Origin of the sequence: Aromatoleum anaerobium, assembly GCF_012910705.2 — a bacterium.
Classification (GTDB): Bacteria; Pseudomonadota; Gammaproteobacteria; order Burkholderiales; family Rhodocyclaceae; genus Aromatoleum; species Aromatoleum anaerobium.
This window is the reverse complement of sequence record NZ_WTVG02000040.1, coordinates 722,678-737,332: the sequence shown is the minus strand read 5'-3', so window position 1 is coordinate 737,332 and position 14,655 is coordinate 722,678. Positions and strand designations below refer to the sequence as shown.

Annotated in this window: 13 protein-coding genes and 1 pseudogene; all 14 read left to right on the top strand. The window is 65.1% G+C overall.

Features of this window, described 5'->3' with window-relative positions; genetic code table 11:
- Window positions 1-18 precede the first annotated feature (18 nt).
- The 14 genes and pseudogenes from GO606_RS18950 (at window position 19) to accD (ending at window position 14,638) form a co-directional block, all read left to right on the top strand.
- Window positions 19-1,179 carry an MFS transporter gene (locus tag GO606_RS18950; protein WP_169116952.1) on the top strand — a complete coding sequence of 387 codons (1,161 nt, stop codon included), beginning with the start codon at window positions 19-21 and terminating at the stop codon, window positions 1,177-1,179.
- Window positions 1,176-1,991 (top strand): M48 family metallopeptidase, encoded by an 816-nt coding sequence (locus GO606_RS18945; RefSeq protein ID WP_169116953.1) that lies wholly within the window; start codon window positions 1,176-1,178, stop codon window positions 1,989-1,991. The genes GO606_RS18950 and GO606_RS18945 overlap by 4 nt, the downstream gene beginning before the upstream one ends.
- Window positions 1,992-2,073: 82 nt before the next feature.
- Window positions 2,074-3,483 carry a 3-isopropylmalate dehydratase large subunit gene (gene leuC, locus GO606_RS18940; RefSeq protein ID WP_169116954.1) on the top strand — a complete coding sequence of 470 codons (1,410 nt, stop codon included), beginning with the start codon at window positions 2,074-2,076 and terminating at the stop codon, window positions 3,481-3,483.
- A 67-nt stretch (window positions 3,484-3,550) separates the two neighbouring features.
- The gene (gene leuD, locus GO606_RS18935) at window positions 3,551-4,192 is read left to right on the top strand and encodes a 3-isopropylmalate dehydratase small subunit (protein WP_169116955.1); all 642 of its coding nucleotides are present in this window, start codon (window positions 3,551-3,553) and stop codon (window positions 4,190-4,192) included.
- 36 nt (window positions 4,193-4,228) lie between these two features.
- Window positions 4,229-5,281, top strand: coding sequence for a 3-isopropylmalate dehydrogenase (gene leuB, locus GO606_RS18930; protein WP_169116956.1), 1,053 nt, complete (start codon window positions 4,229-4,231; stop codon window positions 5,279-5,281).
- Between the two features lie 27 nt (window positions 5,282-5,308).
- Window positions 5,309-6,442 carry an aspartate-semialdehyde dehydrogenase gene (asd, locus tag GO606_RS18925; RefSeq protein ID WP_169116957.1) on the top strand — a complete coding sequence of 378 codons (1,134 nt, stop codon included), beginning with the start codon at window positions 5,309-5,311 and terminating at the stop codon, window positions 6,440-6,442.
- Window positions 6,443-6,678: 236 nt separating this feature from the next.
- A pseudogene (locus GO606_RS18920) lies at window positions 6,679-7,001 on the top strand (type IV pilus assembly protein FimV); the annotation flags it as partial.
- A gap of 267 nt (window positions 7,002-7,268) precedes the next feature.
- Window positions 7,269-9,638 (top strand): motility hub landmark protein FimV, encoded by a 2,370-nt coding sequence (locus GO606_RS18915; protein WP_486187738.1) that lies wholly within the window; start codon window positions 7,269-7,271, stop codon window positions 9,636-9,638.
- A gap of 63 nt (window positions 9,639-9,701) precedes the next feature.
- Window positions 9,702-10,301, top strand: a complete 600-nt coding sequence (locus GO606_RS18910; RefSeq protein ID WP_169116958.1) for an energy-coupling factor transporter transmembrane component T — start codon at window positions 9,702-9,704, stop codon at window positions 10,299-10,301.
- The gene (gene truA, locus GO606_RS18905; RefSeq protein WP_169116959.1) at window positions 10,298-11,092 is read left to right on the top strand and encodes a tRNA pseudouridine(38-40) synthase TruA; all 795 of its coding nucleotides are present in this window, start codon (window positions 10,298-10,300) and stop codon (window positions 11,090-11,092) included. Before GO606_RS18910 ends, truA begins: the two co-directional genes overlap by 4 nt.
- Window positions 11,093-11,716, top strand: a complete 624-nt coding sequence (locus GO606_RS18900; RefSeq protein ID WP_169116960.1) for a phosphoribosylanthranilate isomerase — start codon at window positions 11,093-11,095, stop codon at window positions 11,714-11,716.
- The gene (gene trpB / locus GO606_RS18895; RefSeq protein ID WP_169116961.1) at window positions 11,703-12,914 is read left to right on the top strand and encodes a tryptophan synthase subunit beta; all 1,212 of its coding nucleotides are present in this window, start codon (window positions 11,703-11,705) and stop codon (window positions 12,912-12,914) included. Before GO606_RS18900 ends, trpB begins: the two co-directional genes overlap by 14 nt.
- A gap of 42 nt (window positions 12,915-12,956) precedes the next feature.
- Window positions 12,957-13,772 (top strand): tryptophan synthase subunit alpha, encoded by an 816-nt coding sequence (gene trpA, locus GO606_RS18890; RefSeq protein WP_169116962.1) that lies wholly within the window; start codon window positions 12,957-12,959, stop codon window positions 13,770-13,772.
- Window positions 13,769-14,638: an acetyl-CoA carboxylase, carboxyltransferase subunit beta gene (accD, locus tag GO606_RS18885; protein WP_169116963.1), complete on the top strand. Its 870-nt coding sequence runs from the start codon at window positions 13,769-13,771 to the stop codon at window positions 14,636-14,638. The genes trpA and accD overlap by 4 nt, the downstream gene beginning before the upstream one ends.
- The last annotated feature ends 17 nt before the right edge of the window (window positions 14,639-14,655 follow it).

The window sequence follows — 14,655 nt, the reverse complement described above, 5'->3', positions numbered from 1 at the left end:
CGCAGCTAGGGCGCATCCGTGTTGCCGTACTGGCGCCTGTCCGCCTATTACTTTTTCTATTTCGCGTTCGTCGGCGCCTTTTCGCCGTATTTCACGCTCTATCTCCAGTCGATCTCGCTCTCTGCAGCCGATATCGCGATCCTGATGTCGCTGATGCAGGTGATGCGCGTGATCGCACCCAACCTCTGGGGCTGGCTCGCCGAGCATGCAGGACGGCGCCTGTTCATCATCAGGCTGTCGGCGATTGCCAGCCTTGCCGGATTCTGCATCTTCTTCGTGACGACGCGCTTCGATGGACTGTTGATCGCGATGGCGTTGATGGCCTTCTTCTGGAGCGCGGCGTTGCCGTTGGTCGAGAGCCTGACGTTCGCGCATCTCGGGGCCCAGGCAAGCCGTTACGGCAGCGTCAGGGTGTGGGGATCGATCGGGTTCATCGTCGCAGTGCTCGGTATCGGCTACCTGCTCGATTTCCTGCCGCTCGATTCGGTGCTGTGGATGACTGCGCTGGTGCTGGGAGGCATCGCGCTGTGTGCACTCACGCTGCCCGAAGTCCGCGTTCCGGCGCTGCACTGCGAGACCGGGCGCTTGCGTGACACGCTGCGCCGGCCCGAAGTGCAGGCCCTTTTCGGCGCATGTTTCTTCATGTCGGCGGCGCACGGCGCATTGTACGTGTTCTATTCGATCTATCTTGTCGATCACGGCTACAGCAAGGCCCTCGTCGGCTGGATGTGGACGCTTGGCGTGCTCGCCGAGATCGGGGTGTTCATGCTGATGCCCCGCATCGCCCGGTCGTTTTCGATGCGCACCATCCTGGTTTTCGCGTTCGCCTGCGCGGTGCTGCGCTTCGCGCTGATCGGCTGGGGAGTCGAGTCGCTGCCCGCCCTCGTGTTCGCGCAGCTGCTCCATGGCGCGACTTTCGGCGCCTATCATGCCGCAGCCATCGCCACGGTGAACCTCTGGTTCCCCGGCAAGCTCCAATCGAGGGGGCAGGCGTTGTACGGGAGCATTTCCTTTGGTGCCGGTGGCATGCTCGGCGGGCTGCTGAGTGGTTTTACGTGGGAAACGATCGGGCCGGCCTGGACCTATACTTTCGGCTCCGGCTTTGCCTTGGGCGGCCTGCTGTGGTTGCTGTGGGGATGGCGCCCGGGGTTGGAAACGATCAAAGGAGAGGTAGCGTGAAAAACGGATTGAGGTATTGCATCGCGGCACTGATCGCCGGCTTTATCGCAGTTGGATGTCAGACGGTGCAAACCACGCGGGGCGGGACAGTCGGCGTGGAGCGCGGGCAGATGATGATGGTGTCGGCCGAGGAGGTCGAGCAGGCGTCGAGCAAGCAATACGCCGAGGTGCTGGCCGAAGCGCGCAAGAAGAACGCGCTCAATCGCGATCCGCGGCAGGTGGCCAGAGTCCGCGCGATCGCCAGCCGGCTGGTTTCGCAGGCGACGGCATTCCGCCCCGATACCGGCGACTGGCAGTGGGAGGTCAATGTGCTCAGTTCCGACCAGCTCAATGCATGGTGCATGGCCGGAGGCAAGATGGCGATCTATTCGGGGCTGATCGAGCAGCTTCAGCTGAGCGACGATGAAATCGCGGCGGTGATGGGGCACGAGATCGCGCACGCACTGCGCGAACATTCGCGCGAGCAGGTTTCGAAAGCGATGGCGACCGGTCTGGGTATTTCCGTCGCCGGAGCCTTGCTGGGCGTCGGCGAGGTGGGACAGGACCTGATGGGCATGGTGGCCAAGGTGACTTTCGAGCTGCCCAATTCGCGCCTGCACGAAGTCGAGGCGGATCGTATCGGCGTCGAACTCGCTGCCCGGGCCGGCTACGATCCGCGTGCGGCGGTGCGGCTGTGGGACAAGATGGCGTCGCGCGCGAGCGGTTCGCCCCCGCAATGGCTGTCGACTCACCCCGCCCATGCCAATCGCCAGAAGGATCTGGCCGAATACGCAGCGCGGGTGATGCCGTTGTACGAAGCGGCCAAACGATGAGGAAGGCCTTGCGGGGCGCGGCTATTCACGCTGTCTCCCCTGTGAAATAATCAATCCCTTTTCTTTCCACGGAATGCATGGGATGGAAGCCCAAACGCTGTACGAAAAGCTCTGGTCCAGTCACGTCGTTCACCAGGAGGCGGACGGCACGGCGCTGATTTATATCGATCGCCACCTGATCCACGAGGTGACCAGCCCGCAGGCCTTCGAAGGCCTGAAGCTTGCCGGGCGCAAGCCGTGGCGCGTCAGCTCGATCGTCGCGACGGCCGACCACAACACGCCGACCGACCACTGGGAACGAGGCATTCTCGATCCCGTCTCGCGCCAACAGGTCGAAACGCTCGACGCGAACATCCGCGAGGTGGGCGCGCTGGCCTACTTTCCTTTCAGGGACGCGCGCCAGGGCATCGTCCATGTGATCGGGCCCGAGAACGGCGCAACGCTCCCCGGCATGACGGTCGTGTGTGGCGATTCCCACACGTCGACGCACGGCGCGTTCGCCTGTCTCGCCCACGGCATCGGAACCTCCGAAGTCGAGCATGTGCTCGCGACCCAGTGCCTGCTGCAAAAGCGTTCGAAGACGATGCTGGTCCGGGTGGACGGCGAACTGGGCTGCGGCGTATCGGCGAAAGACATCGCGCTGGCGATCATCGGCCGCATCGGTACCGCGGGCGGAACCGGCTACGCGATCGAGTTCGGTGGCAGCGCGATCCGCGCGCTGTCGATGGAAGGCCGGATGACGATCTGCAACATGGCGATCGAAGCGGGCGCTCGGGCCGGTCTGGTCGCGGTCGATCAGACCACGATCGACTATCTGCGCGACAAGCCGCTGGCGCCGAAAGGCGAGGCGTGGGATCAGGCAGTCGATTACTGGCGCACGCTGAAAACGGACGAGGGCGCGAAATTCGACAGGACCGTCGAACTCGACGCCGCGCAGATCCAGCCGCAAGTCACGTGGGGGACTTCACCGGAGATGGTCGAGACGGTTTCGGGACGCGTGCCCGATCCGGCCAGCGTCGCCGATCCGGTCAGGCGCGAGGGAATCGAGCGTGCGCTGAAGTACATGGGCCTCGCGCCGAACACGCCGATCAGCGAGATTCCGGTCGATCAGGTGTTCATCGGTTCCTGCACCAATTCCCGCATCGAGGACCTGCGTGAGGCGGCGTCGGTCGCGAAGGGGCGCAGCAAGGCGCCGAGCGTCAAGCGCGTGCTGGTCGTGCCCGGTTCGGGCCTGGTCAAGCGTCAGGCCGAAGCCGAAGGGCTGCACGAGGTCTTCCTCGCTGCCGGATTCGAATGGCGCGAGCCGGGGTGTTCGATGTGCCTCGCGATGAATGCCGACCGGCTCGAGCCCGGCGAACACTGCGCTTCGACGTCGAACCGCAACTTCGAGGGCCGGCAGGGCGCCGGCGGTCGGACGCATCTCGTCAGCCCGGCGATGGCTGCCGCGGCAGCGGTCACCGGGCATTTCGTCGACGTGCGCGAACTGGCGTGATCGTCGCCGCGGCGCAGGGTATGGATATTTCGAAAGGATGGCGAAGCCGTCCAGAGGTGGTGAGATCATGAAGCCGTTTCCCGAACTCAACGGGCGCGTTGCCCCGCTCGATCGCGCGAACGTCGACACCGACGCGATCATTCCGAAGCAGTTCCTGAAGTCGATCAAGCGCAGCGGCTTCGGCCCGAACCTGTTCGACGAATGGCGCTATACCGATCACGGAGAGCCCGGCCAGGATTGTGCGAACCGGCCGAAAAACCCGGACTTCGTGTTGAACCAGCCCCGCTATGAAGGAGCGCAGATCCTGCTGACGCGCGACAACTTCGGCTGCGGCAGTTCGCGCGAGCACGCCCCCTGGGCGCTCGAAGACTACGGTTTCCGGGTGTTGATCGGTCCGAGCTTCGCCGACATCTTCTTCAATAACTGCTTCAAGAACGGCCTGCTGCCGATCGTGCTGCCCGCGCCGGAAATCGATGAACTGTTCCGGCAGTGCGAGGCCACCGACGGGTATCGGCTCAAGGTCGATCTCGCGGCGCAGACAATCACCCGTCCCGACGGCAAGACGATTGCGTTCGACGTCGACCCGTTCCGCAAGGAATGCCTGCTCAACGGCTGGGACGACATCGGCCTGACGCTGCGGCATGCGGACAGGATCCGCGCCTTCGAAGAGAAGCGCCGCGCCGATCATCCTTATTATTTTGTTGCCTGAGCCGGACCGGCCGGGCATAGCAGGAGACGTTTGCCGATGAAGATTTGCATTCTGCCGGGTGACGGCATCGGGCCGGAGATCACGGCCGAGGCGGTGCGCGTGCTCGAGGCGCTGGACCTGAAGTTCGAGATGGAAGAAGCCCTGCTGGGTGGAGCAGCGGTCGATGCGACCGGCGATCCGTATCCGGAGGCGACGCGCAAGCTCGCGCGCGAGGCCGACGCGGTGCTGCTCGGTGCGGTCGGCGGGCCGAAGTGGGATACGTTGCCGCGCGAACAGCGCCCGGAACGCGGCCTGCTCGGCATCCGCAAGGATCTCGGCCTGTTCGCGAACCTGCGCCCGGCGATTCTGTACCCCGAACTCGCGAATGCGTCGTCGCTGAAACCCGAGGTGGTGGCAGGGCTCGACATCCTGATCGTGCGCGAACTCACCGGCGACATCTATTTCGGCCAGCCGCGTGGCATCGAGGTTCGTGACGGCGAGCGTTTCGGCTTCAACACGATGCACTACACCGAATCCGAGATCCGCCGCATCGGCCGCGTCGCGTTCGAGGCTGCGCGCAAGCGCAACAAGCGGTTGTGTTCGGTGGACAAGATGAACGTGCTCGAGACGACGCAGCTGTGGCGCGACGTGATGATCGAGCTGGCCCCCGAGTACCCGGACGTCGAACTCAGCCACATGCTCGTCGACAACGCCGCAATGCAGCTCGTGCGCGCGCCGAAGCAGTTCGACGTGATGGTCACCGGCAACATGTTCGGCGACATCCTCTCCGACGAGGCGTCGATGCTGACCGGCTCGATCGGCATGCTGCCGTCGGCGTCGCTGGACGCGAACAACAAGGGCTTGTACGAGCCGTCGCACGGTTCGGCACCCGACATCGCCGGTCAGGGCATTGCCAATCCGCTGGCGACGATCCTTTCCGTGGCGATGATGCTGCGCTACACGTTCAATCAGGAAAGTGCGGCGCTCCGCATCGAGAACGCGGTGAAGAAGGTGCTGGCGCAGGGCCTGCGCACCGGCGACATTTTCGAGCCGGGTACGACGAAGGTCGGTACCAAGCAAATGGGCGACGCCGTGTTGGCGGCACTCTGAGATTTCTGGCAATTCGAGGTGAAGGCAATGAACAAGGTAGGTCTGGTCGGTTGGCGTGGCATGGTCGGCTCCGTGCTGATGCAGCGGATGGTCGAGGAGGGCGATTTCGCCCACATCGAGCCGGTGTATTTCTCGACGTCCGCGGCGGGCGGAAAAGCCCCGGCTTTCGGCGGCCGGGAAGCGCCGCTGCCGCTGCAGGATGCGATGAACGTCGACATGCTGCGGCAGATGGACATCGTCATCACCTGCCAGGGCGGCGACTACACGAAAGCCGTGTATCCGCAGCTGCGCGCGACGGGCTGGAAGGGTCACTGGATCGACGCGGCGAGCGCGCTGCGGATGGAAGACAGCGCCGTGATCATCCTCGATCCGGTGAACCTCGACGTCATCAAGGACGCGCTCGCGAAGGGCGGCCGCGACTGGATCGGCGGCAACTGCACCGTATCGCTGATGCTGATGGGCCTGGGCGGACTGTTCCGCCACGGACTCGTCGAGTGGGTCTCGGCGATGACCTATCAGGCCGCGTCCGGCGCGGGTGCCCAGAACATGCGCGAACTCCTCAGCCAGATGGGGGTGCTGCACGACGCGGTGCGGGCCGAGCTGGCCGACCCCGCATCGGCAATCCTCGACATCGACCGCAAAGTCGCCGCGACGATGCGCTCGGCCGATTTCCCGGTGAAGAATTTCCGCGGTGTGCCGCTGGCGGGCAGCCTGATCCCGTGGATCGACGTCCCGGTCGAAAACGGCCAGTCGAAGGAGGAATGGAAGGGCGGGGCGGAATGCAACAAGATTCTCGGCAACCCCCCGTTCCGCAGCGCCGGCAGCGTGCCGATCGACGGACTGTGCGTCCGCATCGGTGCGATGCGCTGTCATTCGCAGGGATTGACCATCAAGTTGCGCAAGGATGTGCCGCTGGATGAACTCGGCGAGATCATCGGCACGGCCAACGACTGGGTGAAAGTCGTTCCCAACGAGCGCGAAATCAGCGAACGGGAACTGACGCCGACCGCCGTGACGGGGACGCTCAGTGTTCCGGTCGGGCGGCTGCACAAGATGGCGATGGGACCGGAATACCTGGGCGCCTTTACCGTCGGCGACCAGCTTCTCTGGGGCGCAGCCGAGCCCCTGCGGCGCATGCTGCGGATCCTGCTGTCGCAGTGAAATTGCCGGCCGGAAATCGCGCCTCTGACGCGGTTCCGGCCCAATTCGTCTCCTGCATGTCACGAAGGCCGTTCGGGGAGGCGTTCGTGGGTGAATTGCCTCGGCGATCAGAGAATTGCTGCCAGTTTTGAAACAAAATGTTAGATTGCGCGAGGCATAGCGAACGCTCGCTCACGTCCACGACGCCATCTTCCACGCAGCTTGGTGCCCTTGCAGGGTGCGGATGATATACAGCTATGAAGACCTCGCTCAAGGCTTCCCTGGTCGCAGCCGCGATCGCCACGCTTCCCTCCGGCAGTCACGCTGCCGGACTTGGTCCGATCAACGTTTTCAGTGCCATCGGCCAGCCGCTCAGGGCAGAGGTCGAACTCAAGGCGACGTCGCAGGAGATGCAGTCGCTGACCGCCAGGATTGCGTCGGCCGAAGCATTTCGGCAAGCGAGCCTGCCTATTCCCCCATCATGAGCGCGTTGAAGCTCGCGGTGGAGAGCCGCGGAGACCGCGCCGTGGTGCGCATTTCGAGCGACCGTCCGCTGAGCGACCCGTTCGTCGATTTGCTTATCGAGCTCGATTGGGCTTCCGGGCGCGTCATTCGCGAATACACGTTCCTGCTCGATCCGGCTCCGGCAGGAACGCCGCCGGCAGTCGTGGCGGCGCCGGTGGCCCCGGCTGTCGCCGCGTCGTCAGAGACGCAACGCGCTGCACCGCCGTCACGGCCGCCGCTTTCCGGCCCGTCGGCTCCCCCGGCCCGGCACGAGGTACGGCGCGGCGATACGCTGCATGGAATCGCCGAAGCGCATCGCCCCCCGGGCGCGAGTCTCGACCAGATGCTGGTTGCACTATTCCACGAGAATCCCGACGCGTTCGAGGGCGAGAACATAAACCGGATGCGGGCCGGTGCAATTCTCAAGGTTCCCTCGGGGGCGGCCGTGACTGCAGTGGAACCAGCCCAGGCGCACCGGAAAGTTGTCGCCCAGGCAGCCGATTTCGAAGCCTATCGAAAACGGTTGGCCGGAACCGTTGCCGCACGCGCCGCAACAAGCGAGCCGCCGGCGTCTCGGGCCGGGGCCGGCGCGATCGTGGCAAGAGTCGACGAACCCGCGGGGCAGGGGGTAGGCGGCGATCAGGTAAAAGTATCGGCTCCCTTGAATCCGACGGCGGCCCCGGCCGTCCAGTCTCCGCGCCTTGCCCGGCTTCAGTCGCTCGAGGAAGAACTGGTCGTCCGCGACAAGGCACTGGAGGAAGCGAACAGCCGGCTCGCCGCCCTTGAGGCCAGCATCCGCGAAATGCAGCAACTGCTGGAAATTCGAAGCGAAGGCCTCGGAGAACTGCAGCAGCGGGCTGGCGGCAGTACCCCGGACGGCGCTGGCCCGGGTGCGTCGCAGGCGCATGAACCGGCGGCAGCGGCGCCGGCCGGGGGCGCGAGTGCACAACAGCCGACCGTGGAGACTCAGGCTTCGCGACCGCTCGCGGATGAGTCGAAACCCGAAGCGCAGCTTCCGGCACCAAAGGCGGCGGAAGTCGCGGCGCCGGTTGTCGAGGCCGATTTTCTCCAGGGCCTCGCTGACGATCCGAAGCTGCTCGCGGCAGGGGGCGGCATTCTCGTGCTGCTTCTCGGCTATGCCGGAATCAAGGTGCGCGAACGGCGCAAGGGGGTGCAGGACAGCCGCGACGCACTGGGAATCATGAGCGAGTTGCCACTCGCCGCGGGCTTCGGTGCGGCCGGCGGGCAGAACGTGAACACCGGGGAGCGCAGCATCCTCGACACCGATTTCAGCCAGTCCGGCCTCTCCGCAATCGATACCGACGAGGGAGTCGATCCCGTTGCCGAGGCTGATGTATATATGGCGTACGGACGGGATGTCCAGGCGGAGGAGATACTCCTCGATGCGCTCAAGGCAGACACTTCGCGCCTTGCGATACCGCTGAAACTGCTCGAAATTTATGCCCGGCGCAACAGTCCGAAGCAGTTCGAAGCGACCGCGTCGGCGCTCCATTCCCGTACCGGGGGCGTGGGGCAGGACTGGGAGAAAGCGGCGGAGATGGGCCGGAAGATCGATCCGGACAATCCGCTCTACGGCGCATCGACCGCGGCTTCCCGCACCGTCGCCACCGAACTTCAGCAAGGCGCAACCGCGAGCGACACGCTCCCCTTCGCGGCGATGGGCGCCGGGTTTGGTGCCGTCGCGGCGCAAGCCGGCGGCACCTCCCCGGATTTCGATCAGTCTGCCGCGTCTTCGCCGGCCTCCGACAGGGCCGGGCGAGCGGTCAAGGACCTGGATTTCACCACCTATTCCCAGGACGTGGGCGATATTTCACCAGCAGATTCGCTGTCCGCCGAAGCCGAATCGGCGCTGTTGAAGAATCCGTGGGAGATCCCCGCCGGCGAAACCGGTGACAAACCGGGCGCTGACGCGAGCGACATCACACTGGATGCAACCGAGCTCGATCCGGTCGTCTTTGATGAGTTGCCGGAGATCGATGCCGCAGCACTTGATTTCGACCTGGATGTCGGCCTCCCGTGGGGGGGCGAAGCCGCGTCTGCGAGCGGCGACCAGGATGCCGGCGCGGCAGTCGACTCTCCGTTGCAAAGCGGCCCGGTTCCGGATCTTGATTTTCTCGGTGAAGCCGGCGCTCCGTCAGCAGCTGAAGCGCTTCTGGGGGCAACGTTCGTCAGCGACAGCGGCGCGGACCTGCCGGCGCTGATGCCGGACACCCACTTCGATCTTCCGCCGGATATCGAGGAACCAGTGCCGGATGCCGGGACCACCGATTTCAATCTCGAAGCGACAAAGCTGATTTCCGGTGAAGCTTCCGGCGACACAAGCCTTGCCGCTCAGGATCCCGAGGAAACGACATTCGACAGCAACCTTCTCGACTTCGATTTCAACTTCGACGACACCAGCATGGATTCCTCGGGCGTTGTCCCGGCGCTGGACCCGTCCAGCATCACGCTTGACGAGCCCCGGCGCGGTGAACGCGGGATCGCTGCGCCACTGCTCGACATTCCGCAACCGACGGGCGGAGCGTTGAGCGACGAGGCGATCCAGGAAGTCGACACCAAGCTTGAACTCGCACGGGCCTATGAGGAGATGGGCGACAAGGAAGGCGCGCGCGAACTGATCGACGAGGTGCTGCGAGAAGGCTCGCCCGCCCAGCGCGAAGCGGGGAAACGCCTGCTCGAGCAGCTTGTCTGATTGCAGCGCGCGTCGCGGTTTCCCGCTATTGCCCGGCCGCCTCGCCTGCAAAGCGGTTTTGGCATGCACGCAGGATTACTGATACTGATATGGGCCGCCGGCGTTACGGTCATACAGGCCCTCTCCGGCGTGTGGCTCCTGGCCGCGGTGATCGCGAGCGGGCTCGTTGCATCGCTGCTCGCTCCGGCGCGCACCTGGCGCCTCGCGCGGCGGGTGCGCTTCCTGCTGCTTGCAATCGTCGTGTTCTTTGCCTGGTTCACGCCCGGTGAGGCGCTGGTGACGGACTGGCCCGTGCTGAGCCCGACTGCGGAAGGCGTGCTGCTGGCCGCGCAGCATGGCGGGCGGCTCGTCGCAGTCGTGTTTTGCGTCGCCATCCTGCTCCAGCGGCTTTCCGTCGATCGCCTCGTCAGCGGTCTGTATGCGCTGTTACGGCCGCTGGAGTTTGCCGGCCTGCCGGCGAGCCGGCTCGCGGTTCGCCTGCTGCTCGTCATGCGTTACGTCGAAGCCGGGGCCGAGCACGGCTGGACGCACTGGCTCGACGAGGCCGACAATCCGTCGGACGAGACGATCAGCGTTGCCCGGGAGCGTTTCGGCTTGCGCGAGATCGCGATATCGGCGTTGTGCATCGCGATGGGCGCGGCCTTGCTGGGGATCGTGAAGTGAGAATCGTGCTCGGCGTGGAATACGCCGGAAATGCATTCGAGGGTTTCCAGAGCCAGGCTCATGGGCGCACGGTGCAGGATCACCTGGAGGCCGCGATCGGACATATTGCCGCCCATCCGGTGCGTCTCCACTGCGCCGGCCGCACCGATGCCGGCGTTCATGCGACGGCGCAAGTCGTGCATTTCGATACCGAATCGGTCAGGCCCAACTCCGGCTGGGTGCGCGGCGTCAATAGCCGGCTGTCTTCTCCGGTCGTCGTGCGCTGGGCGACCGAGGTCAGCGACCAATTCCATGCGCGTTTCTGCGCGGTGTCGCGCCGCTACCGGTACATCCTGCACAATTCGCCGGTCCGCCCCGCACTGCTCGCCGGCCGTGTCGGATGGTTCCATCCGGCGCTGGACGAGATCGCGATGGCCGAAGCGGCGCGCTGTCTCGAAGGGTGGCACGACTTTTCCGCATTTCGCGCCGCGGGTTGCCAGGCGAAATCGCCGGTCAAGCTGATGCACGAGGTTCGGGTGCAGCGCGATGGCGACTACATCGTGTTTGATTTCTGGGCCAACGCCTTTCTCCATCACATGGTGCGCAATCTCGTCGGCGCCCTGGTGTACGTCGGCAAGGGACGCCATTCGGCCGCTTGGCTCGCAGAAGTGCTCGCCGCCCGTGACCGCAGTCTGGCCGCGCTGACGTTTCCCGCTGACGGCCTTTACCTGTGCGGCGTCGAGTATGCCCCGCACTGGTCTCTGCCGGGTGAAGGGCGTATCATCGCCGTTCCTCGTATTCCTTTCGTCTGAGTGGCCCGAACCCGTATCAAGATCTGCGGCCTGACCCGCGCCGAGGATGTCCGGTCTGCGGTCGAGGCCGGCGCCGATGCGATCGGGTTGGTGTTCTATCCGCCCAGTCCGCGCTTCGTGTCATTCGAAACGGCCGCCGAGCTCGCTGCGCTCGTCCCGCCGTTCGTCACGACAGTAGGACTTTTCGTCAATCCCGATCCGGCTTTCGTCACCGCGGCGCTGAGCCGCGTACCGCTGCAGTTGCTCCAGTTCCACGGCGATGAAGACGACAGCGATTGCGCGCATCATGGGCGTCCGTGGGTCAAGGCGGCACGGGTGCGTCCCGGAGTCGATCTGGTAGAATTCTCGGCTTGCCATCCGGGTGCCTCGGGGCTGCTGCTCGACGCGTTCGTCGAAGGCTACGGAGGCGGTGGCAAAGTATTCGACTGGACCCTGATTCCTGCAGGCTTGGACAAACCTCTGATCCTTTCCGGCGGACTCGATCCCGACAACGTCGGCGAGGCCATCCGTCGCGTCAGGCCATGGGCCGTCGACGTGTCGAGCGGCGTGGAGTCGGGCAAGGGGATCAAGGACGCGGCGCGCATCGCCGCGTTCATCGCTGGAGTTCGACATGCAGATGGCTGACGCGCCTTACCGTTTTCCCGACCCGAGCGGTCACTTTGGTCCTTACGGCGGCGTCTTCGTTGCCGAGACGCTGATACCGGCGCTGGACGAACTGCGTGCGGCATACGAAGCCTGCCGCGACGACCCGGCGTTCATTGCCGAGTTCGACTACGAGCTCAAGCATTACGTCGGCCGCCCGAGCCCGATCTACCATGCCAGGCGCTGGTCCGACCTGCTCGGCGGCGCACAAATCTACCTCAAGCGCGAGGACCTCAACCACACCGGCGCACACAAGGTGAACAACTGCATCGGCCAGGCGATGGTCGCGCGGCGCATGGGCAAGCCGAGGGTGATCGCCGAAACCGGCGCGGGGCAGCACGGCGTAGCCACCGCGACCGTTGCCGCGCGTTACGGCATGGAATGTGTCGTCTACATGGGGTCGGAGGATGTCAGGCGGCAGGCTGCCAATGTCTATCGCATGAAACTGCTCGGCGCCACGGTGGTGCCGGTCGAATCCGGTTCAAAAACCCTGAAGGACGCGCTCAATGAGGCGATGCGCGACTGGGTCACGAACGTCCATAACACGTTCTACATCATCGGCACCGTTGCCGGCCCCCATCCATATCCGCTGATGGTGCGCGATTTCCAGACCGTGATCGGGCAGGAATGCCTGCTGCAGATGCCGGAAATGACGGGGCGGCAGCCGGACTGCGTGATCGCCTGTGTCGGCGGCGGGTCGAACGCGATGGGCATCTTCCACCCGTACATCGACGTGCCCGACGTGCGCCTGATCGGCGTCGAGGCGGCAGGCGAGGGGATGGAATCGGGCCGGCACGCAGCCAGCCTCACCGCAGGCAAACCCGGCGTCCTGCACGGCAACCGGACTTATCTGCTGCAGGATGACGACGGCCAGATCATCGAGACGCATTCGATTTCCGCCGGCCTCGATTATCCCGGCGTCGGACCCGAGCATGCATGGCTCAAGGACAGCGGCCGCGCGGAATACGTGACCGTCACCGACCAGGAGGCGCTGAAGGCGTTTCATGACCTGTGCCGCCTGGAGGGCATCATTCCCGCGCTCGAGTCGTCGCACGCGCTCGCCTACGCGGCAAGGCTCGCGCCGACGTTGCCGAAGGACAAGATCCTGCTGGTCAATCTCTCCGGGCGCGGGGACAAGGACATGCACACCGTCGCCGAGAAATCCGGCATCCAGTTCTGAGCCTGACGGGTCGACTCGCGGCCCGCATTCCTGACACCGAATATGTCCAAAATCCAATCCACTTTTCAGCGCCTGCAAGCCACCGGGCGGCGGGCGCTGATTCCCTTCATCACTGCCGGCGATCCGGCACCGGAACTGACGGTGCCGTTGATGAACGCGCTGGTCGAGGGGGGCGCCGACATCATCGAACTGGGAGTCCCGTTCTCCGACCCGATGGCCGATGGCCCGACGATACAGCGCGCCTCGGAACGCGCTCTGGCCAACGGCATGACGTTGCGCAGGGTGCTCGATACCGTTCGTGAGTTTCGCACCGGCAACGCCGAGACGCCGGTGGTTCTGATGGGGTACGCGAATCCGATCGAGGCGATGGGCGTCGAGCGGTTCGTGTCGGCCGCGCGCGAGGCGCAGGTCGACGGCGTGCTGATCGTCGACTACCCGCCGGAAGAGTGCGAGAGCTTCGCGCAGGCGGCAAAAGACGCCGGACTGGATCCGATCTTCCTCCTCGCGCCGACCTCGACCGAGCAGCGCTTCCGCGATGTCGCGAGAGTCGGCAGCGGCTACATCTATTACGTCTCGCTGAAAGGCGTCACCGGCGCCGCGACGCTCGATTTCGACGAGGTGGCGACGCGCATTCCGCAGATTCGCGCGCAGGTCGGGATGCCGGTCGGCGTCGGCTTCGGCATCCGTGATGCCGAGTCCGCGCGGCGCATCGGTGAAGTGGCCGACGCGGTGGTGATCGGCAGCCGCATCATCGAGGAGATCGAGCGCAGCCCGCGTGATCGGCTCACCGCCAACGTCACTGCCTTCCTCAGGGAAGTTCGCACGGCACTCGACCAGGTCGAAGGGGCCGTGCGATGAGCTGGCTCCAGAAACTGTTGCCGCCCAAGATCAAGCGGGCGGAATCGGCGGCGCGCAAGTCGATCCCAGAAGGGCTGTGGAGCAAGTGCTCCGCATGCGAAGCGGTGCTGTACCGATCGGATCTCGAAAGCAACCAGATGGTGTGCCCGAAATGCGGACATCATCAACGCCTGCGCGCACGGGCGCGCCTCGACCTGCTGCTCGACGCGGAAGGCCGGTTCGAGATCGGCGCCGAGGTGGTGCCGGTCGACCCGCTGAAATTCAAGGACTCGCGCCGCTATACGGAACGCCTGTCGGCGGCGAGCGCAGATACCTCCGAAGCGGACGCGATGGTAGTGATGCAGGGCGCGATCCTGACCGTCCCCGTGGTCGTCGCCTGCTTCGAGTTCGAGTTTCTGGGCGGGTCGATGGGTTCGGTCGTCGGCGAGCGCTTCGTCCGCGGCGCCAAGGCCGCGCTCGATCAGCGCCTGCCGTTCATCTGCATCACGGCGACCGGCGGGGCGCGGATGCAGGAAGGCTTGTTCTCGCTGATGCAGATGGCGAAGACGACCGCGGCGATCACCCAGCTCGCCCAGCGCAAGCTGCCCTTCATCACGCTGCTGACGGATCCGACGATGGGCGGGGTGTCGGCGAGCTTTGCGTTTATCGGCGACATTGTGATCGCCGAGCCCGGCGCGCTGATCGGCTTCGCCGGCCCGCGGGTGATCGAGCAGACGGTGCGCGAAACCCTCCCCGAGGGATTTCAGCGATCCGAGTTCCTGCTCGAAAAAGGCGCGATCGATCTAATCATCGATCGGCGCGAGATGCGGCCGAAGCTCGCCGAACTGCTGACGCTGTTGACGCGCCAGCCGGCGATCGGCGTATAGGCGAAGCGGAATCGACT

Excerpts from the sequence above, each read along its gene's own strand:
- leuC (WP_169116954.1), top strand. The coding sequence starts at position 2,074 with ATGGAAGCCCAAACGCTGTACGAAAAGCTCTGGTCCAGTCACGTCGTT.
- leuD (WP_169116955.1), top strand. The coding sequence starts at position 3,551 with ATGAAGCCGTTTCCCGAACTCAACGGGCGCGTTGCCCCGCTCGATCGC.
- leuB (WP_169116956.1), top strand. The coding sequence starts at position 4,229 with ATGAAGATTTGCATTCTGCCGGGTGACGGCATCGGGCCGGAGATCACG.
- asd (WP_169116957.1), top strand. The coding sequence starts at position 5,309 with ATGAACAAGGTAGGTCTGGTCGGTTGGCGTGGCATGGTCGGCTCCGTG.
- GO606_RS18915 (WP_486187738.1), top strand. The coding sequence starts at position 7,269 with ATGCTGGTTGCACTATTCCACGAGAATCCCGACGCGTTCGAGGGCGAG.
- GO606_RS18910 (WP_169116958.1), top strand. The coding sequence starts at position 9,702 with ATGCACGCAGGATTACTGATACTGATATGGGCCGCCGGCGTTACGGTC.
- trpB (WP_169116961.1), top strand. The coding sequence starts at position 11,703 with ATGCAGATGGCTGACGCGCCTTACCGTTTTCCCGACCCGAGCGGTCAC.
- trpA (WP_169116962.1), top strand. The coding sequence starts at position 12,957 with ATGTCCAAAATCCAATCCACTTTTCAGCGCCTGCAAGCCACCGGGCGG.
- accD (WP_169116963.1), top strand. The coding sequence starts at position 13,769 with ATGAGCTGGCTCCAGAAACTGTTGCCGCCCAAGATCAAGCGGGCGGAA.